This is a genomic window from Pseudactinotalea sp. HY160, assembly GCF_009372055.1.
Classification (GTDB): domain Bacteria; phylum Actinomycetota; class Actinomycetes; order Actinomycetales; family Beutenbergiaceae; genus HY158.
The window spans coordinates 536,861-556,460 of sequence record NZ_WHMT01000001.1 but is presented as its reverse complement, the minus strand read 5'-3'; the positions used below and the strand labels follow the sequence as shown (position 1 = coordinate 556,460).

Genomic DNA, 19,600 nt, shown 5'->3' with positions numbered 1-19,600 from the left:
TGTCGCTTCCCTCGAAGGCCGCGCTGCGGTAGCAATGGACGTATGAGTCCCCTGCGCATGCTCGCCCGCCCGCTGCTCGCCGCCGTCTTCATCCGCGACGCCGCCCACGCCCTCCGCCATCCCGACGAGCACGTCGCCCGGCTGCGACGGTTCGAGGAGGCCGCCGAGCCCACGCTCGAGAAGGTCTCGGCGCGGGTACCCGACAAGGTCACCGACAAGCTGCCCTCGCTGCCGTCGAACCTGCGGATGCTCGCCCGGGTCCACGGCGGGATCATGCTCGCCGCCGGTGTGTGCCTGGCGATCGGGAAGGCGCCGCGCACGAGCGCCGCCGTGCTGGCCGCCACTGCGCTCCCGCCTGCGCTCGTCAACCACCCGGTGCGCACCCGGGCCGACCGGAAGGAGAACCTGGGCGAGCTCATGACGCGCCTGGGCCTCATCGCCGGGCTGTTCTACGCGACCCAGGACCGGGCCGGTCAACCCTCGCTCGCCTGGCGTCTCGGCAGCTGGCGGGACGACCGGCGAGCCGCCCACGCGGCCGAGTCCGCGGAGTAGCCGCGGCGGGGCGGGCCGGGCTCGCAGGCGACTCCGCGCTCGCCGCTAGGCTGGCCGGGTGACTACCTCTGCTTCTGCTGCCTCGTTCCCGGCCGATCCCTGGCCCGCGCCCACGCCGAGCGCGCCCCTCGACGCGACCGTCGTCGTCCCCGGCTCGAAGTCCCAGATGAACCGGGCGCTGCCGCTGGCCGCGCTGGCCTCCGAGCCCACGACGATCACCGGCGCGCTCGACTCCCGCGATTCGGACCTGATGATCGCGGCGCTGCGCGCCCTCGGAACCTCCGTGAGCGTGAGCGACGACCGCCGCACCGTCCACGTGGAGCCTCGACCGCTGCGCGGCCCGGCCGCGATCGACTGCGGGCTCGCGGGCACGGTCATGCGTTTCCTTCCGCCGATCGCCGCCCTGGCGGACGGGCCGATCACCCTCGACGGCGATCCGGCGGCGCGGGTGCGCCCGATGGGCCCGGTGCTGCAAGCGCTGGCCGACCTCGGTGTCGAGGTGACCGGCACCGGCGCGAGCACGGCGGGCGGGAACGGTCCCGGATACCTTCCGTGCGTCGTCCGTGGGCGCGGCGGGGTGGACGGCGGCGACGTGGCGGTCGACGCCTCCGGCTCCTCCCAGTTCGTGTCGTCGCTGCTGCTGGCCGCGCCCCGTTTCGGCCGCGGGATCACGGTGACCCACGTCGGCGACCGGCTGCCGAGCGTGCCGCACATCACGATGACGGTCGAGGCGATGCGCGCGCGGGGGGTGCGGATCGACGACTCCCGGAGCGGGCGCTGGCGGGTCGAGCCCGGTCCGATCGCCGGCGGGGAGGTCGCGATCGAACCGGACCTGTCGAACGCGGGGCCCTTCCTCGCGGCCGCGCTGGCGGCCGGCGGCACGGTTCGCGTGCCGGGATGGCCGTCCGCGACCGCCCAGCCGGGCGACCTCCTGCGGGATCTGCTCACCCGGATGGGCGCCGAGGTGGAGCTCGCGGGCGGCACGCTCACGGTGCGCGGAACCGGTGAGCCCGCGCCGCTCGTCGCCGATCTGTCGCTGGCCGGGGAGCTGACCCCGACCCTCGCGGCGTTGTGCACGCTCGCCGAGGGCACCTCCCGTCTCACCGGCGTGGCCCATCTGCGCGGGCACGAGACGGACCGGCTCGCGGCCCTCGTCACCGAGATCACGCGCCTGGGCGCCGAGGCGGAGGAGCTGCCCGACGGGCTCGTCATCCACGGCGGCCGCTCGAGGCTGCGCGGCGCGGTCATGGAGACCTACGCCGACCACCGGATGGCCACGTTCGCGGCGATCATCGGCCTGGCCGTGCCGGACGTGCGCATCCGCGACGTGGCCACGACCCGCAAGACGATCGCGGACTTCCCCGCCCTGTGGACCGGGATGCTCCGGGGGGCCTGATGACCCGGCGGCAGTGGACCGAGGAGGACGTCCGTATCCGGCCCAACCGGCGCGGCTCGCGGCCACGCACGAAGCAGCGCCCGCGCCACGCCGACGCCGTGACGGGCATGGTCCTCGTCGTCGACCGTGGGCGCTATGTCGTCCGCCTCGCGGGCGGCACGCGGGTGCGGGCGATGAAGGCCCGCGAGCTGGGCCGGTCCTCGATCGTGGTCGGCGACGACGTCGACCTCGTCGGTGACCTCTCGGGTCGCCCGGACACCCTCGCCCGGGTCGTCCGCGTGCTCGAGCGGCGGACCGCGCTGCGGCGCAGCGCCGACGACACGGACGCCGCGGAGCGGGTGATGATCGCCAACGCCGACCAGCTCGTCGTCGTCACGGCCCTGGCCGACCCCGAGCCCCGCCCGCGGATGGTCGACCGGTGCCTCGTGGCCGCGTTCGACGCCGGCATGGACGCGCTGCTGTGCCTGACGAAGGCCGACCTCGCCGATCCGGCGCCGTTCGCGGGGTTGTACGCGACCCTGCGCGTGAACGCGGTTCCGACCGTGGTCCGGCCCGGCCGGATCGACGGGCTCGACGCGCTGCGCGCGGAGCTGGCGGGCCGGATGTCTGTGCTCGTCGGCCACTCGGGGGTGGGCAAGTCGACGCTGGTCAACGCGCTCGTCCCCGATGCCGGTCGGGCGACGGGCGGGGTGAACGAGACCACCGGGCGCGGGCGGCACACGTCCTCGGCCGCCGTGGCGCTCGAGCTGCCGGGCGGCGGCTGGGTGATCGACACTCCGGGGGTGCGCTCGTTCGGGCTGGCGCACGTCGACTCCGATCGGCTGCTCGCCGGTTTCGACGACCTGGCCGCCGCGGCACGGGACTGCCCGCGGGGCTGCACGCACCTGGGCGAGGAGTGCGCCCTGGTCGACTGGGCCGACGCGCACGGTGAGGCGGGCCGGGCACGACTCGCCTCGCTGCGGCGGCTGCTCGTCTCCCGCGAGGGTGGCGATGAGGGCTGACGGTGCCCGGAACCGATAGGTTCGTGGACATGATCACTCCCTCCCCGGCACCCGCAGGCTACGACGACGACCTGCGCCTCGCCCACGTCATCGCCGACCAGGTCGACGCCCTGACCATGAGCCGATTCCGGGCGGCGGACCTCGAGGTCGAGACCAAGCCGGACCTGACCCCCGTGAGCGACGCCGACAAGGCCGCCGAGGAGCTCATCCGCGCCCAGCTCTCCCGCACCCGGTCCCGGGACGCCGTTCTCGGTGAGGAGTACGGACAGACCGGTGGCGGCTCCCGCCGATGGATCATCGACCCGATCGACGGCACGAAGAACTTCGTGCGGGGAGTGCCGGTGTGGGCCACGCTCATCGGCCTCCAGGACGGCGACGAGATGGTCATGGGACTGGTGAGCGCGCCCGCCCTGCAGCGGCGCTGGTGGGCCGCCCAGGGTGCCGGCGCCTGGGCCGGGCGGTCGCTGGCGCAGGCGAGCCGGCTGACGGTCTCGCGGGTCCGCGCCCTCGAGGACTCGTCGCTGTCCTATTCCTCACTCGCGGGCTGGGAGGAGCTCGACCTCATCGAGGAGTTCCTCGACCTCGAGGCCGCGTGCTGGCGCTCCCGTGCCTACGGCGACTTCTGGTCGTACATGCTCGTGGCCGAGGGGGCGGTGGACATCGCCTGCGAGCCCGAGCTCGAGCTCTACGACATGGCTGCGCTCGCCCCGATCGTCACCGAGGCGGGCGGACGCTTCACCTCGGTCCTCGGGGAGGCGGGCCCGTTCGGGGGGAATGCCGTGGCGACCAACGGCCTGCTGCACGAGCAGGCGCTCGGTGCGCTCGCGGCCCGAGCCCGCTGAGCCGTCGGCCCCGTGGCCGACGATCCGCAGGCACACGAGGCCGAGGCCGCTCCCTCCACACGGAGCACCCGAGCGGATGACAGCGGATGACGGGGCATGGGGCAGCTCGACTCCGGCCGGCTCAGCTGTGCCGCAGCAGGGCGATGATCTCCTCGCGCTCGCTCACGTCGTACCAGAGCAGGTCGGCCTCGCCGAGCTGCTCGCGGGCGTCCATGTCACCGGCGCGGGCCGCGATGAGCTGATCGCGGCAGTCGTGGTCGCTCAGGTCGTCGATGTGGATGCTCACGACCCGCTCCCACGGAACCGCGGGCGCCGACACCTCGGCGACCCGCTCGCCGTCGGTCGCGCCGGCGATGTCCGCGGAGACGACGACCCGACTGCGTTCGCACACGTCGATCGAGGCGTCGGCCGCGGCGAGGAACGCGGCGAACTCGAGCCCCTCGTCGTCCTCGTCCGGGAGGAGTCGGCGCAGCGCCGGGGTCGCGGCATAGGCCGTGCGGGCGCTCAGTCCACGAGGAGCCTGCAGGTCGGCCACGCTTGCGGGGAGGTAGACACGCATGGATGTCAGTCTCCCATCATTCCGCGGTCCTTCTGGCCGCCCACGCGGGCACGAAGCGTCGGCGTGGGCGGGCGCGTCGGCGGCCACCGGTCCGCTCGGGCGGGGCGGGTGGCGGGCCGACCCGGTGGGCCAGCTCGCGCAGGCCGCGCCTGGCCGGCGACCGGGGCGCGGTCTCGGCGAGCACGCCGCCGCTGAGGAGCGCGCGGTCGCAGGCCGTGCGGTCGTCGGCGACGAGGACCGGATCGTGCACGCCGGCGAACCGGGCGAGTGCCTCCCGCACGGACTCGTCCGGCCGGCTCCCGGCCGCGCTCGCCCGCAGCCTGGTGACCACGACGATCGGATCGATCTGCGGGTGGCTCTCGCGCAGGTCGAGCAGGTAGGTCACGAGCCGTTCGATCCCGATCGGCTCCGCGGCGCCGACGACGACCACGGCGTCCGCGGCGGCGAACACAGAGGCGGCCACCGCGTTTCGCCCCGCCCCGAGCTGGTCGAACGCGTCGGTGTCGTCCTCGGGTACGAGCACCGGGGCCTCGATCACCGTCATGGGTGCGGCGCGGCGCGCCACCTCCCACACGCCGCCGAGGGCCGGGCCGGCGACCTCCCGCCACCGACCGGCCCTGCCGATACCGGCCAGGACCCGCAGCCCGGGCGTCACGGGCAGGCACAACCGCTCGAAGCCCGACTCGTCGAGGGTGCCTCGGGACGCCGCCCGCACGGCCGCGGCGAGCCCCGCCGTCGTGTCGGTCAGGGCGAACGCCGGGGCGATCGAGGCTCCCCAGACGTCGGCGTCGACGAGGACCGTCCGGCCGCCGTCGACCACGAGTTCGGCGGCGAGGTTGATCGCGACGGTCGTCCGGCCCGGCGCCCCGGTCGGGCCGGTCACGGCGACGATCCGGCCCGACGCCTCCGCCTCGGCCGCCGGCCCTCGCGACCCTCGCGAATCTGGCGGATCCGGCGCCCCCGCGGCATCGGAGGCGCGGAATCCAGGGGCATCCGAGGCGTCCGGGGCGCCGGGGACGTCCGCACCTGCGGACCGGTCTCCTGCACGGACCGACTCGGCGAGGGCCTCGATGCCGCGGAGCAGGTCGGCGCCGGCACCCACGAGCGGGACCGCGCCGATGGCCTCCACCTCGGGGACGCGGCCGGGCTCGGTCACGACGGCCGTGCGCACCCCCACCTGCCCGAGCCGGGCCACGAGCGCCCGGTCGACCCCGAGGTCGTGGGCGACGATCGCGAGGCGCCCCAGGCCCGCCAGCCCGGCCGCGAGCACCTCGGCGGCATCGATGCACCGGCGCGTGACCACGAGATCGCTGCGGGGGGCGATCTCCCCGATGAGGAACTCCTCGGCCGGGCCGCGCAGCGCGATGAGCAGGGCCACCTCAGCCATGGGCGGAGCCCAGGAGCGGGACGACCGAGACGGCCGCGCCGGAGTTGATCGCGTCGAGGAGCGCGGCCACGAGTTCCTCGGGCACGAGCACCTCGATCGCCTGCCCGCCGCCGACCGCGAAGACGGACGTGTCCTCCGTGACCGATCGCACCGTCAGCTCCCGGGCCAGGAGCTCGGGGTCGGCGAACGCGCGGGTCTCGGGATCGGGCGCCGCGACCCACACGTCGACCACAGACCCGGCGGACAGCGGCGCGGCGGCCGTCGTGGTCACGGTCATCGGGCGCAGGTCGAGACTTCCCGGATCGCCGGCGGCACCGGCCGGCACGAGTTCGCGGGCACCGATCGTCCGGGTGGCGACCGATCCGGGCTCGAGGGTGTCGGGCGTGAGGTAGTGCTCGGAGAGCCCGGTGAGGCGCGCCCGCGTCAGGGTGAGGGTCGAGGAGTCGAGCGGCTCGCCGGGCGTGAGGACCCGGCTCGCCTGGTAGACCGGTTCCGTGCGGTCGGCCTGGGCGAAGGTCCACGCTCCGAGGGCGACGGCGACCGCGACGAGGACGACCCCCACCCCCAGGCGCGGATCGCGCCAGTGCGGACGCCGGATCTTCAGCGACGACATGCTTCCCTCCCGCAGAGCCCTTCCTTCGTGCGACACTGACACGGAGCTCTTCGCCGTCCATCCTGCCAAAGCGGGCCGGTCCGCGTGGAGGTTTGCGTTGTTTTCCACAGGCGCGTTCGCGCGGTCTCCACAGGCGTCGGCATCGGTGCGAGACTAGGACGATGGAGTCCATGGAGCCGCGCTTCCTCACCCTCGCGGACGTCACCGAGATCCTGCAGGTCTCGATGGCGACCGTGCGTGCGCTCGTGCGGAGCGGGGAGTTGCGCGGGATCCAGGTCGGCGGCAAGGGCACGTGGCGGATCGAGCGGGTCGAGCTCGAGGCCTATATCGAGCGCTGCTACGCCGAATCCGACGAGCGCACCCGCCCCGCCTGACGCCCGCCACACACAGCGGTCACGGCCGCGAGTCGAGGGTGAGCAGCGCCGTCCAGCCGATCGAGAGCACGGCCGCCGGGGTGGCCAGGTCGAGGTGATCGCGCCCGACCCGCACGATGCGGCCGTGGTGCTCACCGGCGGTCGAGACCGCCAGGACCGACGGCGCCGCCGCCGCGAGCGCCCGGAGCGCGTGCCCGAACGGAAGCCGGCGTGAGAGGCCCGCCGCCGGCGGGGCGGTGCCGGCGAGCGGCCAGGCGAGGGCGATCGCCGTGGCGGGTACGAGGCTGCGGCGGTGCCCGCTCGCGAGCACGAACCAGTCCGCGTGCGCCTGCACGAGGCGCCCCTGCCGGCTGTGATCACCGTGGAGCCGGAGGTGCACCTGGGCGCCCAGCCGTGCGCGCAGCCGGTCGGCGAGCGTCGTCGTGGCCGCCTCCGCCCGCGCCATGTCGGCGATCTCCTCCTCGCTCACGCTCACCTGGGCCGCATCGAACTGTGCCGCCAGGTCGGCGAAGAGGTCGTCCCATCGCATCCGACCAGGGTAGGCAGTCCGCCCCCGGCCGGGGGCTGTTTCCACCCATCCGACTCGTCCACAGATTCCACCGGTTCGCTCCCGGGCCTGGACAACGCGCCCGAACAGCGAGTAGAACTGACCGCATCAGATCGATACGAACCGATACTAACCGACATCGAATGACGTGTTCAACACCGTGAGGAGGGTGAGGATGCCCGGGATCCTGCGTCTGGCCGTCGCCGCCGCCCTCACGCTCCTCAGCGCGACGACCGGCACGATGCTCGCACTCCTCGCCGTCGAGTGGTGGTCCGGCCTCGAGCGGGTGGACGACGCCGTCGCACTCTGCGTCGTCGCGCTCGGCCTCGCAGGCCTCGCCTGGTACACGGTGACCGGGGCGATCGCGTGCCTGTCGATCACCGCCCGGATGATCGGGCGGGCGGGGACCGGATGGCGGGCCGGCGAGGCCTGGCTGCGGCGCTCCGGGGCACCGCTGCTCCGCCGCCTCGCCGTGGTCGGCGTCGCCACCTCGGTCTCGTTCGGGATCGCCGCCCCGTCCTGGTCCGCGCCCGGACCCGTCGATACCGGACCCGTCGGTACCGGACCCGTCGGTACCGGACCCGCGGAGTCGGGGAGCGAGCCGCCCACCGCCGAACCGACCGCGGCCGGCCCACCCGTCGAGCTGCCGTTCGACCTGGGCTGGCCCGTGAGCGAGGCGGCCCCCACCGAGCCGACCGAGCCCATCGAGCCCATCGAGTCCAGTGAGCCCAGTGAGCCCAGTGAGCCCAGTGGGTCCACTGAGTCCACCGAGTCGATTCAGCCCACTGAGCCCACTGAGCCCACTGAGCCGACTGAGTCGACTGAGTCCGTTGAGCCGGCTGTGCCGACTGAGTCCGTTGAGCCGACGGGGGCCACGGGCCTCACCCACGCGCCGCCACGGGCTTCGTCCACGCGCTACGAGGTACGCCGGGGCGACTCGCTGTGGTCGATCACCGCCGCGCACCTGGGCGGGTCGAACGAGTCGAACGCACCGGCCGACCGCGAGGTCGCCGCCGCCTGGCCGCAGCTGTACGACACCAATTCCGACGTGATCGGGACCGATCCCGATCTCATCCTGCCCGGACAGGTCCTACACCTTCCCACGTCGTGGTTCGAGGAGGAACAATGACCATCACCCCCACCCGGGAGTCCCGTCGTGCCCGGCCGATTCGGCCCGGTCCCCGCGCAGCCTGGGATCCGCTCGTGATCCAGGCGGAGGTGCCGGTGCCCGAGACGGAGCCGCCCGCACTCGTGGCGATCGGCGGCGAAACCGAGCCCCCGCCCGATCCGGCCCGCTGGTCCGGCGTGCTCGCGCGGGCCGTGGTCGAGGTGCTCATCGGCACCCGGCCGGCGGCGCAGGTGCGCCGATGGCTCGCGGAGGAGGTGTGGACCGTCGTCAATCGTCGGGCGGAACTGAGCCGGGCGATCCGTGGACGCGCGGGCACTCCCCCGGCCGTGACCGTGCTGCGGGTACACCACTGCGCGATCTCCGACGGCGAGCACGAGGCCGCGGTCGTCGTGCACGACGGCACCCGGGTGCGCGCCGTCGCGGTCCGCCTCCACCTTCATCGGGGCCGGTGGCAGGCCGTGGCGTTGCGGATCGCGTGACCGGAGCCGAGCGGGGCGCGGCTCAGTCGCGGATCCAGGCGGTGCACTCCCCCGGCAGCGTGAGGGAGCCCGTGCGCCGGTCCACCGCACCGCTCGCGATGAGGACCTCGGCACCCGGAGACACATCGAGCCGCACGGGGCGATCCCCGAAATTCGTGACCACGTGCACGTCGCCGACCGCGAAGGCGAGCACATCGGGGCCGGGGGTGGCGCGCCAGCTGAGCTCCCGGCGCCCGAGGCCGAGGTCGCGGCGCAGCGCGAGCGCCGCGCGGTAGAACTCGAGCGTCGAATCCGCCCGCCCCTCCTGCCGGTCGACCGCGAGGTCGGCGTAGACCGCCGGCTGCGGCAGCCACCCGGCGACGTCGGCGCCGAAGCTGAACCCGGCGCCCGGCTCCCCGCCTGCCCACGGCATGGGAACCCGGCAGCCGTCCCGGCCGACCTCGGCGCCGTCGGTGCGCAGGAATGCCGGATCCGCCCGGAACTCATCACGCATCGTCGTGTGGTCGGGAAGGCCGAGCTCCTCCCCCTGATAGAGGTAGGCGGATCCGGGCAGGGCGAGCATCTGCAGGGTCGCCGCCTTCGCCCGGCGCAGACCGAGCGCGGCATCCGGTTGCGGGTCGCTCGCGCGCAGCCCGTTGGGTCCGCTCCCGCTCGCACCAAGGGCGAGCCGAGTGGCGTGGCGGATCACGTCGTGGTTCGAGAGCACCCAGGTCGGGCTCGCTCCGACCGCTCCGAGCACCTCGATCGACTCCTCGATCACGGAGCGCACGACACGTGCGTCCCAACCCGCCGTGAGGTAGGCGAAGTTGAACGCCTGCTGCATCTCGTCGGGTCGCACGTACAGGGCGAGCCGGCTCATCGGCTGCACCCAGGCCTCGGCGATGAGCGCGGCCTCGGGGTCGAGCTCGGCCAGGAGCGCATGCCATTCCCGGTAGATCTCGTGCACGCCGTCCTGGTCGAACATCGGCCCGGAGTCCGTGGCGGCCGCAGTGTCCGCAGAGTCCACTGGGTCATCCGTGTCCGCAGTGTCATCCGTGTCCGCAGTGTCCGCAGTGTCCGCAGTGTCGACCGTGCCCTCGGCCATGACCACCGTGCCGGCCCAGTCGGGCAGGCCCTCGGCCTTGACGAGCCCGTGGGCGACGTCGATCCGGAACCCGTCGACGCCGCGTTCGTGCCAGAACCGCAGCACGTCGAGGAACTCGACGTGCACCTGCGGATCGGTCCAGTCGAGGTCCGGCTGGCTCGAGTCGAACAGGTGGAGATACCACTGGTCGTCGTCGGCACCGGCGCGGACGTCGACGGGCAGGTCGCTCACCCGGGTCCAGGCGAGGCCGCCGAAGATGGACTCCCAGTTGTTCGGCGGCTCCTCCCCACCCGGCCCGCGGCCGTCGCGGAAGAGGTAGCGCGCCCGTTCGCGGCTGCCGGGGCCGGCGGCGAGGGCCGCCCGGAACCAGGCGTGCGCGGAGGAGGTGTGGTTCGGCACGAGGTCGACGATGAGTCGCAGGCCCAGTTCGCGGGCCCGGGCAGCGAGCGCGTCGAAGTCCGCCAGGGTCCCGAACAGCGGGTCCACGTCCCGGTAGTCGGCGACGTCGTAGCCGCCGTCCGCCTGGGGTGACCGGTAGAACGGGGAGAGCCAGACCGCGTCGACGCCGAGGTCGCGCAGGTACTCGAGGCGGCGCGTGATCCCCGGCAGGTCGCCCATGCCGTCGCCGTCGGCATCGGCGAACGAGCGCGGATACACCTGGTAGACGACGGCGTCACGCCACCAGGGCGCGGTCGTGGATGCACTCATCTGTCGGATTCCTCCCGGAACGTCTCGTGGCGGTGACAGCGGGGCGCGCCGCGACCGGTGCCCCGCGGGGACACCGGTCGCGGCGGGCTCAGTCCGAGCGAGGCGCGCTCACCGCTGCTTCTTGGCCGCCTTCGCCGCGCGGCGGCGCTCCTCCCGGTTCCCGCTCCCGGCCTGCGCGGGCGCTCCGGCGCCGACGCCCGCCTTCTCGCTGGGCTCCGCGGCCGCGGCGGGGCCGTCGAGGCTCGGGGCCGAGTAGTTGAGCTTCGCCGGGGCGTTCTCGACCTCGAGGCCGAGCGCGTCCCGAACCGGGGCGGTCTTCGCGCCCGCCCGCCGGCCGGAGTTCTTCTGGGCAGCCCGGTCCTTCGTCCGGCCCGCGGTGCTCGGGTCCTCGGCCCCCGCCGAGCCCTCGGTCTGCGCCGCGGCTGCGCCGCCGGTCACGGCGGCCGCCGCCTCGCCCGCCGCCGGCTCGCCCTCCGCGGGCGCGGCCTGCTCCTGCGGCTTGCGCACCTCGAGGTTGAACAGGAACCCGACCGACTCCTCCTTGATGGCCTCGGCCATCGCCTGGAAGAGCATGTGCCCCTCGTCGCGGTACTCCACGAGCGGATCGCGCTGGGCCATGGCCCGCAGCCCGATCCCCTCCTTGAGGTAGTCCATCTCGTACAGGTGCTCGCGCCACTTCCGGTCGAGCACCGAGAGCACGACGCGGCGCTCCAGCTGGCGCATGATGTCAGCGCCGAGCTCGGCCTCGCGGGCCTCGTAGGCGACGTGGGCGTCGGCGGTCAGCTCGGTCGTGAGCTGCTCGGAGGTGACCCGGATCGCCGCCCCGGCGTCCTCGACCACCTCGTCGGCGGTGATCGAGACCGGGAAGATCTGTCGGATGTCGGTCCACAGCTGCCCCAGGTCCCACTCCTCCGGGCTCGAGCCGGCGGTGGCGGAGCCGACGACCCCCGCGATGACCTGGTCGATCCACTGCTTGACCAGCGGCTCGACGTCCATGCCCTCGAGGATGTCGCGGCGCTCGTGATAGACCCACTTGCGCTGCTCGGTGAGCACGTCGTCGTACTTGAGCACGTTCTTGCGGATCTCGACGTTGCGGCCCTCGATCTTGCGCTGGGAGCCCTCGATCGTGCGGGTCACGAGCTTCGATTCGAGCGGCAGGTCGTCCGGATACGCGGCGCCGATGAAGCGCTCGGCGAATCCGGTGGCGAAGAGGCGCATGAGCTCGTCCTCGAGCGAGAGGTAGAACCGGGACTCGCCCGGGTCTCCCTGACGGCCGGAGCGGCCCTGGAGCTGATTGTCGATCCGCCGCGACTCGTGTCGTTCGGTGCCCACGACGTACAGCCCGCCGAGCTCGGCGACCTCGTCGTGCTCGGCCACGACGGAGGCCTTCGCGTCGGCGAGGGCCTCGTCCCAGGCGGCCTCGTACTCCTCCGGTGTCTCCACCGGGGAGAGGCCGCGGTCGGTCAGCTCCGCGATCGCGAGGTGCTCGGCGTTGCCGCCGAGCATGATGTCCGTCCCGCGACCGGCCATGTTGGTCGCGACGGTGACGGCGCCCTTGCGCCCGGCCATCGCGACGATCGAGGCCTCCCGCGCGTGCTGCTTGGCGTTGAGCACCTCGTGCGGGACGCCCTGCTTCTTGAGCAGGCCCGAGAGCAACTCGGACTTCTCGACGCTCGTGGTGCCGACGAGCACGGGCTGGCCCTTGGCGTGCCGGGCGACGATGTCCTCGACCACGGCGTTGAACTTCGCGGACTCGGAGCGGTAGACGAGGTCGGCCTGGTCGGAGCGCACGACCGGCTTGTTCGTCGGCACCGGCACGACCTCGACCTCGTAGGTGCTGTTGAACTCGGCCGCCTCGGTCTTGGCGGTCCCCGTCATCCCCGCGAGCTTGCTGTACAGCCGGAAGTAGTTCTGCAGGGTGATCGTGGCGAAGGTCTGGTTCTCCGCCTTGATCGCCACGCCCTCCTTCGCCTCGATCGCCTGGTGCATGCCCTCGTTGTAGCGACGTCCGGGCAGGATGCGCCCGGTGTGCTGGTCGACGATGAGCACCTCGCCCTTCATCACCACGTAGTCCTTGTCGCGGAAGAAGAGCTCCTTGGCCTTGATCGCGTTGTTGAGGAAGCCGACGAGCGGGGTGTTGAGCGACTCGTACAGGTTGTCGATGCCGAGGTAGTCCTCGACCTTCTCGATCCCCGGCTCGAGCACGCCGACGTTGCGCTTGGTCTCGTCCACCTCGTAGTCCGCGTCCCGCGTGAGCCGGCGCGCGACCCGCGCGAACTCCCCGTACCACTTGTTCACGTCCCCCGACGCGGGGCCGGAGATGATGAGCGGGGTGCGGGCCTCGTCGATGAGGATCGAGTCCACCTCGTCGACGATCGCCATGTTGTGGCCGCGCTGGACGGTGTCGGCCAGGCTCAGCGCCATGTTGTCGCGCAGGTAGTCGAAGCCGTACTCGTTGTTCGTGCCGTAGGTGATGTCGGCGGCGTACTGCTCCCGGCGCACGGCCGGCTGCTGGCCCGAGAGGATCGTGCCCACGCTCAGGCCGAGGAAGCGGTGCACCCGGCCCATGAGCTCGGCCTGGTAGGTCACCAGGTAGTCGTTCACGGTGATGATGTGCACGCCCTTGCCGCCGAGCGCGTTGAGATAGGCGGGCATCGTGGCCACGAGGGTCTTGCCCTCACCGGTCTTCATCTCGGCGATCGCGCCCATGTGGAGGGCGGCGCCGCCGAGGACCTGCACGTCGTAGGGCCGCTGACCGATCGTGCGCACGGCGGCCTCCCGGACCGCGGCGAAGGCCTCGGGCAGGAGCGAGTCGAGCGAGGCGCTGCCGTCCGCGAGCCGCTCGCGGAACCGGTCGGTCTCCTCCCGCAGCTCGGCGTCCGAGAGCGCCTGCATGTCCTCCTCGAGGGTGTTGACATGGTTGACCAGGCCCTGGAGGCGCTTGAGGGTCTTGCCTTCACCCATACGGATGATGCGATCGAGGATCGACACGTGCGGGACTCCTAGTTAGTCAGATGGCTGCGACCGTGGGATCGCTCACCCCACCATCGTAAAGGAAGCCGCAAGAGGCCCGGTCCCCGCACGGACGAACTCCCTGCCGGCCCACCCCGGTTACGGGGCGGCCCGGCAGGAAGAGGGGTCGCCGACTCAGACGGTCGCCGGCTCCGGTGCCGTGACCTCGACGGCCAGGCGGATGACGCCGTAGGTCCAGCCGTGCCGGTGATAGACGACGCACGGCTGGTGGGTCTCGGCGTCGATGAACAGGTAGAACGGGTGGCCCACGTACTCCATCTCGGCGAGCGCCTGGTCGACGCTCATCGGGGTGGTCTCGTGCACCTTCTGGCGCACGAGCACCGGCGAATCGCCCAACTGGCTCTCGACGGCGATCCCCGGCTCGGTCGGCGCGACGAGTCCGTCGGGCTCGACCGGTTCGGGCTCGGGGGTCGGGAGCAGTTCGTTCGGTACGACGTGGTCCGGGAACTGCCCGCGGGTGTGGTGCGACTTCCGCCGATCACGAGCGCGGCGGAGCCGCTCGTACAGCTTGGCGGTGGCGAGGTCGAGCGCGGCGTAGCGATCCGTGGCACTCGCCTCGGCGCGCACGACCGGGCCCTTGGCCCGGACCGTGAGCTCGATGCGCTCGGAGCGCTCGACCAGCCGCGGGTTGCGCTCGTGGCTGACCTCGACGTCGACCCGCTGCGCGTAGGGGGAGTACTGGCCCACCTTGCCGAGCTTGTCCTCGACGTGGCGACGGAACCGATCTGCTACCTCGGTGTGGCGACCAACAACCACAATCTCCATGACGACCTCCATGCTTCTTCACACTGATTTGGGCCCGTTCCGGCCCGACAATTCGCCGCGTTCGATGCCGCGACGCCGCGCGCTCCACCACCTCCCGCCTGAGTGGACGACTGTCCTTGAACGCTATAAGAACGGCCGCGCCGATGCACTCGTTTCGCCCTGGGAGTTGCCTGGCAAAGGCCATGTCTCAGACCTCGAGACGACGCCGCGGGGCCGGCGTCGCGGCCAGCGTCACCGCGGCCAGGGCTGCTCCACCGAGCGCGGTCGCGGCCGCCGCGAGCGTCGCGCCCGTCGTGACGACGTCGTCGACCAGCACGTAGCCCGCCGCCGGTTCCGCGGTCGCGCCCCGGCGACGCCCGATGGCCCGTTCCCGCTCGTCCCGGCGCGCGGCCGCACCGAGGTGGTGGCTCCGGCCGCCGGTGCGGGCCAGGAGCACCGTCACCGGCACGTCCGTGCCGAGTTCGGCCGCGAGTCCCGCGGCGACGGCGCGCGCCCAGGGCTCGACCACCTCCCGGCCGCGCCAGCGCCGGCGCCACCCCGACGGCGCGGGCACGACCGCGAGCGGGCCCGGCGCGACCGGGACGGCGAGGGTCCGTCCGAGCCGGCTGCCGAGCCCGCGGCCGATCCGGGCCATCGGCTCGGCGAGATCCGGGCGGCTGCCGGACTTCCAGGACATGACGATCCGCCGGACCGGGCCGTGGTATCCGGCCGCGGACCAGGTGGGAAGTCCGAGCGTGGCCAGGTTCGCGGCATCGACGTCGGCCCGGAACCAGTGCCGGAACTCCCGCTCGCAGTCGCAGCAGAGCACGCGCCCGGGACGGCCGCAGCCGGGGCACCAGTTCGGCAGCACGAGATCGCTCGCCGCCCGCGCGAGCAGGCGCACCGGGCGCGGGGCGATGACCATGGACCGAGCCTGCCCGCCCACCGCCCGCGGCGCATCGCGCCGGCCCCGGCCTGTGGACGGCCGGGCGGCCTGTGGACGGCCGGGACGGGCGGGCGCGCCGGTCAGCCCGGCAGGGTCGGGTCGGTCAGGGTCAGGTCCTCCCCCACCTTGCGCCACCCGTTCCCGGAGCGGGCGTAGAGGTCGCCGTTCGCGGTGCCGAGCCACAGTTCGTGTTCGCCGCGCCCGGCGGCGATGGAGACCACGTCCGGCACCGAGGGCAGCGCGGCCGTGGGGCCCCCGATCGGCACGACGTGCACGGTCTGCGGGGAGTTGTTCGCGATGCCGAGCACGCCGAGTTCCTGCTCGTCGATCCACACGAGCGCCGTGGCGTCCGTGAGTGCCTGGCCCACCCGCTGGGCCCCGCCGAGGTCGAGTGCCGTGCCCTGCTCGTCGCGGACGATCGCGCCCACGAGCACCGCGACGTCGCCGTCCGCCTCGGTGATGACGGCGAGCCGTGCGCCGTCCCGGCTCACCCGCAGGGCCCGCAGGTGTCGGCCCGTGAGCGCCGGGGCCGCCACCTCGGTCTGCTCCCCGGTCACGGGGTCGGCCGTGAGCAGGCGGCCCTCGTTCTCCTGCGCCCCCGTCCACACGAGGCCGAACCGGTCGTAGCTGGGCGCCACGAGCGGGCCGGGCGCCTCGAGCAGGGTCCGGGACTCGGTCTCGGCGGTCGGCAGGGTCGCGAGGGTGTCGTCGCCGACGAGGCCGACGACGGGGCCGTCGCCGTAGGGCACCGCGAGCGCCCCATAGCGGCCCGCGGCGAGCGGAACCGAGTCCGGCAGCGGGCTCACCTCTCCCCCGGCGACGGTCGCGAGGGTCCCGTCCGAGATGCCGATGGGATTCACCCCGACCGCGGGGTCGAGGGTCGGGTTGATCGGGGTGACCCCCTCCTCGAGGTCGACCTGACCGGCCGTCGCGTGGACCCGGCGCACCTGCGGGAGCCGGGTGAGCGTCTGCTGCAGTTGCGCGAGGAGGATCTGCCGGTCCGGTCCGGCGGCGGCGAGCACCTCCTGGGACAGCCCGACCTCCGCCACGCCCTCGGTGATCGTCACCGGCTCGGCCCTCGTGCCGGAGGGGAAGGCGGTGATGACGCCGGGCGCGAGCCAGCCGACCGGTCCGCGCAGCAGGGCCTGCACCGCCGAGGTCGCGGCGTTCCCCTGCGGGAACCAGCGGGTGTCCGGCACGAAGAAGCGCAGGTCGGGAGAGAGGAAGTAGAGGGGGACCTGGCGGTACTGCGAGCCGAAGTTCACCGCGGACATGATCACCCCGTCATCGAGCCCGGAGATCCGCCACTCGTCGCCGACTCGCGCGAGCGAGAACTCGATCGTCTTCTCGGCGCCCGGGGCCTCCTCGGTGTACACCCCCGTCTCGTCGACGTAGGCCGCGACCGTCAGCTCGACCGCGACGTGGCCGGGTTCGACCTCGTGCACGGACGGCGGGGTGGTGCCGGAGTAGATCGTCACGCCGCCGCCGGGTCGCCACGTCGAGCGAGCGGCCTCCGTCAGATACTTCTGGGCCGTCTCGAACCGGTCGGCGACCCCCGCGGGGTTCGCGTCGAGGAAGCCCCGCACGATCTGCTCGGGGTCGTCGCCGGGGCGCGGGTCGGCGGCGAGGAAGACGATCGCGTCGGGCTCCACGGCGGAGTCCACCCCGGCATGGACGGGGCCGGAGGTGGGCAGGCCGACGCAGGAGCTCAGGGCGAGGGCACAGGCACCGATGAGGACCGCTGCGAGGGCGCGTGGGCCGGGGCGTCGCGTGGTCATTGCTCCTCCTGGTCGAGCTCGGGCACGGCCGCCGGTCCGCTCGGATCGGTGGCGGGCCGTTCGGTCTCGGCCGCGGTCCGGTCCGGGCGCAGCGGCAGCGGGGATTCGGAGGCGGGGTCGATCGTCATGCCCGCCCGCCGGGGCAGGGTGAGGCGGAAGCACGCGCCTTCCCCGGGGCTCCCCCACGCCTCCAGGGCCCCGCCGTGCAGCCGCACGTCCTCGAGCGCGATCGCCAGTCCCAGCCCGGTGCCGCCGAGGGTGCGCTGGCGGGCGGGATCGGCCCGCCAGAAGCGGTCGAAGACGTGCTCGGCCTGGCGCGCGGTCATGCCGACGCCGTGGTCGCGCACGCTCACGGCCACGGCGCGGGGCCCGGCGCCGACGCGGATCTCGATCGGGTGCCCCTCCCCGTGCTCGATCGCGTTGACCACGAGGTTGCGGACCACCCGCTCGATCCGGCGCGAGTCGAGTTCGGCGGCGACCCCGGCGGCCGGCAGGTCGACGTCGAGCCAGGAGCCCCGATCGGCCGCGATCGCCTCGGTCAGGCCCACGACCCGGTCGACGACGCCGCGCAGGTCCGACTGCTCCGCCTCGAGCTCGACGGCGCCGGCGTCGAATCGGGAGATCTCCAGCAGGTCGGCCAGGAGCGCCTCGAACCGGTCGAGCTGGGTCGCGAGCAGTTCGACGGAGCGGCGCTGCGCGGCGGGCAGCTGCTCGCGGCTCTCGTACAGCAGCTCCGAGGCCATCCGGATCGTCGTGAGCGGGGTGCGCAGCTCGTGGGACACGTCGGAGACGAACCGCTGCTGCATCCGGGAGAGCTCCGCGAGCCGTTCGATCTGGTCCTGGAGGTTCTGGGCCATGTCGTTGAAGGAGCGGGCGAGCAGGGCGAGCTCGTCGCGGCCGACGACCCGCATCCGCACGTCGAGGCCGCCGGCCGAGAGGGTCGCGGCCACCTTCGCGGCCTGCTGCACCGGGTCGAGCACCTGGCGGGTGATGTACCAGGTCATGAGGACGAGCATCGCCACGAGCGCGAGGCCGCCCACGGCCAGGGCCCGCTGGAGCAGCCACAGCGTGTCCTGCTCCGCGGCCAGGGAGTAGATGAAGTAGAGCTCGTGCTCGCCCGCCCCGGGGATGAGGACCCGGGAGCCGACCGCGATCCCCGGGGCGGTCACGCCGGCCTCGCCCGGGACCGGCATCGCGACCGACTGCCATTGCTGCCGGTCCTGCTCCCGCACCGCCTGGCTCAGCAGCGGGGTGATGAGTGCCCGCAGCCGCGGATCGGTCGCGAAGGGCAGGATCTCGATCGGACCGGTCGCATCCTGCGACCGCAGCAGCACGACACCGGCCGTGCCCACGGCGGTCTCCTGCAGCGAACGAACCGTGTCGTTGGCGAGCTGCTGCACGGCCTGCGTGCTGTTCGCGGTGGCGGAGTCGAAGCGGTCCTGGGCCGACTGGGTGCGGGAGGCCGCGTCGGCCAGGACCTGCTCGGCGCGGTCGTCGAAGATCCCGTCGCGCACCTGGGTCGACAGGAGCGTGCCGAGCAGCAGCAGCGATCCGATGCCGATGACGACGGTCGTCGAGACGACCCGCAGCCGCAGGCTGCGCCGCCAGGCGTAGCCCCACAGTCGGGCCCGCCTACGCAGGTACCGCCCCCGGGCCCGCACCCGGCGTCCGAACGCCACCTGGGCCGGCCTCATTCGCCGCCGGCGCCCGCCCGGTATCCGACACCGCGGACGGTCACGACGATCTCGGGGTTCTCGGGATCCCGCTCGACCTTGGCCCGCAGCCGCTGCACGTGCACGTTGACGAGCCGGGTGTCGGCCTGGTGCCGGTAGCCCCACACCTGCTCGAGGAGGACCTCGCGGGAGAACACCTGCCAGGGCTTGCGGGCGAGGGCGACGAGGAGGTCGAATTCCAGCGGCGTGAGCGAGATGACCTCGTTGCCGCGGGTCACGCGGTGTCCGACGACGTCGATCGCCAGGTCGCCCACGGCGAGCTTCTCCACCTCGTCCTCGTCGTGGCGGCGCAGGCGGGCACGGACTCGGGCCACGAGCTCCCGGGGCTTGAAGGGCTTGGGGATGTAGTCGTCGGCCCCGGCCTCGAGCCCGACGACGACGTCGGCCGTGTCGCTCTTCGCGGTGAGCATGATGACCGGCACCCCGGACTCCGCCCGGATGCGCCGGCACACCTCGATGCCGTCGATGCCGGGCAGCATAAGGTCGAGCAGCACGAGATCGGGGCCGCTCGCGCGGAAGGCCTCCATCGCGGAGGTGCCGTCGGCGCTGAAGACCGCCTCGAACCCCTCGGATTCGAGCACGATACCGATCATCTCCGACAGGGCCGCATCATCGTCGACCACCAAGACTCGAGCACTCATGGCACCCATGGTCTCATCGTCGCTCCCCGTGCGCCGGGAGGGTGCCCGGGACAC

Annotated in this window: 18 protein-coding genes; 7 read left to right on the top strand and 11 right to left on the bottom strand. The window is 73.3% G+C overall.

All coding sequences use genetic code 11. The features are described from left to right. Window positions 1–42: 42 nt before the first annotated feature. From GCG21_RS02480 to hisN, 4 genes are read left to right on the top strand one after another with little or no spacing between them, the layout of a single operon-like run. On the top strand, window positions 43–552 hold the full coding sequence (locus GCG21_RS02480; RefSeq protein WP_152817638.1) for a DoxX family membrane protein: 510 nt from the start codon (window positions 43–45) through the stop codon (window positions 550–552). Between the two features lie 58 nt (window positions 553–610). Then, window positions 611–1,948, top strand: coding sequence for a 3-phosphoshikimate 1-carboxyvinyltransferase (gene aroA, locus GCG21_RS02475; RefSeq protein WP_370517218.1), 1,338 nt, complete (start codon window positions 611–613; stop codon window positions 1,946–1,948). Further along, entirely contained in the window at window positions 1,948–2,949 is a 1,002-nt protein-coding gene (gene rsgA / locus GCG21_RS02470; protein WP_152817637.1) for a ribosome small subunit-dependent GTPase A, read from the top strand. The genes aroA and rsgA overlap by 1 nt, the downstream gene beginning before the upstream one ends. 29 nt (window positions 2,950–2,978) lie before the next feature. Then, window positions 2,979–3,791, top strand: a complete 813-nt coding sequence (gene hisN, locus GCG21_RS02465; RefSeq protein ID WP_152817636.1) for a histidinol-phosphatase — start codon at window positions 2,979–2,981, stop codon at window positions 3,789–3,791. A gap of 121 nt (window positions 3,792–3,912) precedes the next feature. Here hisN and GCG21_RS02460 read toward each other — a convergent pair whose 3' ends face one another. From GCG21_RS02460 to GCG21_RS02450, 3 genes are read right to left on the bottom strand one after another with little or no spacing between them, the layout of a single operon-like run. Further along, window positions 3,913–4,350 carry a hypothetical protein gene (locus GCG21_RS02460; protein ID WP_152817635.1) on the bottom strand — a complete coding sequence of 146 codons (438 nt, stop codon included), beginning with the start codon at window positions 4,348–4,350 and terminating at the stop codon, window positions 3,913–3,915. A 16-nt stretch (window positions 4,351–4,366) separates the two neighbouring features. After that, complete coding sequence (locus tag GCG21_RS02455; protein WP_152817634.1) at window positions 4,367–5,737, bottom strand: hypothetical protein; 1,371 nt, start codon at window positions 5,735–5,737, stop codon at window positions 4,367–4,369. Then, on the bottom strand, window positions 5,730–6,350 hold the full coding sequence (locus tag GCG21_RS02450; protein WP_152817633.1) for a hypothetical protein: 621 nt from the start codon (window positions 6,348–6,350) through the stop codon (window positions 5,730–5,732). The genes GCG21_RS02455 and GCG21_RS02450 overlap by 8 nt, the downstream gene beginning before the upstream one ends. 161 nt (window positions 6,351–6,511) lie before the next feature. On the opposite strand from GCG21_RS02450, the gene GCG21_RS02445 reads away from it, so the two are divergent. Then, window positions 6,512–6,724: a helix-turn-helix domain-containing protein gene (locus tag GCG21_RS02445; protein WP_370460186.1), complete on the top strand. Its 213-nt coding sequence runs from the start codon at window positions 6,512–6,514 to the stop codon at window positions 6,722–6,724. A gap of 19 nt (window positions 6,725–6,743) precedes the next feature. On the opposite strand, the gene GCG21_RS02440 is transcribed toward GCG21_RS02445, so the two are convergent. Continuing rightward, window positions 6,744–7,253 carry a hypothetical protein gene (locus tag GCG21_RS02440; protein ID WP_152817632.1) on the bottom strand — a complete coding sequence of 170 codons (510 nt, stop codon included), beginning with the start codon at window positions 7,251–7,253 and terminating at the stop codon, window positions 6,744–6,746. Window positions 7,254–7,446: 193 nt separating this feature from the next. On the opposite strand from GCG21_RS02440, the gene GCG21_RS16535 reads away from it, so the two are divergent. Further along, on the top strand, window positions 7,447–8,400 hold the full coding sequence (locus GCG21_RS16535) for a LysM peptidoglycan-binding domain-containing protein (RefSeq protein ID WP_152817631.1): 954 nt from the start codon (window positions 7,447–7,449) through the stop codon (window positions 8,398–8,400). Then, window positions 8,397–8,879: an Rv3235 family protein gene (locus GCG21_RS02430; protein ID WP_152817630.1), complete on the top strand. Its 483-nt coding sequence runs from the start codon at window positions 8,397–8,399 to the stop codon at window positions 8,877–8,879. Before GCG21_RS16535 ends, GCG21_RS02430 begins: the two co-directional genes overlap by 4 nt. Before the next feature lie 22 nt (window positions 8,880–8,901). On the opposite strand, the gene GCG21_RS02425 is transcribed toward GCG21_RS02430, so the two are convergent. The 7 genes from GCG21_RS02425 to mtrA form a co-directional block, all read right to left on the bottom strand. Then, entirely contained in the window at window positions 8,902–10,671 is a 1,770-nt protein-coding gene (locus tag GCG21_RS02425; protein ID WP_152817629.1) for a glycoside hydrolase family 13 protein, read from the bottom strand. 108 nt (window positions 10,672–10,779) lie between these two features. Continuing rightward, window positions 10,780–13,635, bottom strand: coding sequence for a preprotein translocase subunit SecA (gene secA, locus GCG21_RS02420; protein WP_152817736.1), 2,856 nt, complete (start codon window positions 13,633–13,635; stop codon window positions 10,780–10,782). Between the two features lie 183 nt (window positions 13,636–13,818). Then, window positions 13,819–14,469 (bottom strand): ribosome hibernation-promoting factor, HPF/YfiA family, encoded by a 651-nt coding sequence (hpf, locus tag GCG21_RS02415; protein ID WP_152817628.1) that lies wholly within the window; start codon window positions 14,467–14,469, stop codon window positions 13,819–13,821. Window positions 14,470–14,656: 187 nt separating this feature from the next. Beyond that, window positions 14,657–15,373, bottom strand: coding sequence for a ComF family protein (locus GCG21_RS02410; protein ID WP_152817627.1), 717 nt, complete (start codon window positions 15,371–15,373; stop codon window positions 14,657–14,659). Between the two features lie 101 nt (window positions 15,374–15,474). Beyond that, window positions 15,475–17,172, bottom strand: a complete 1,698-nt coding sequence (locus GCG21_RS02405; protein ID WP_152817626.1) for an LpqB family beta-propeller domain-containing protein — start codon at window positions 17,170–17,172, stop codon at window positions 15,475–15,477. Beyond that, a complete protein-coding gene (mtrB, locus tag GCG21_RS02400) occupies window positions 17,169–18,851 on the bottom strand; it encodes an MtrAB system histidine kinase MtrB (RefSeq protein WP_370517217.1) in 1,683 nt (560 codons plus the stop codon). The genes GCG21_RS02405 and mtrB overlap by 4 nt, the downstream gene beginning before the upstream one ends. Window positions 18,852–18,862: 11 nt before the next feature. Then, a complete protein-coding gene (mtrA, locus tag GCG21_RS02395) occupies window positions 18,863–19,546 on the bottom strand; it encodes an MtrAB system response regulator MtrA (RefSeq protein WP_152817624.1) in 684 nt (227 codons plus the stop codon). Between the last annotated feature and the right edge of the window lie 54 nt (window positions 19,547–19,600).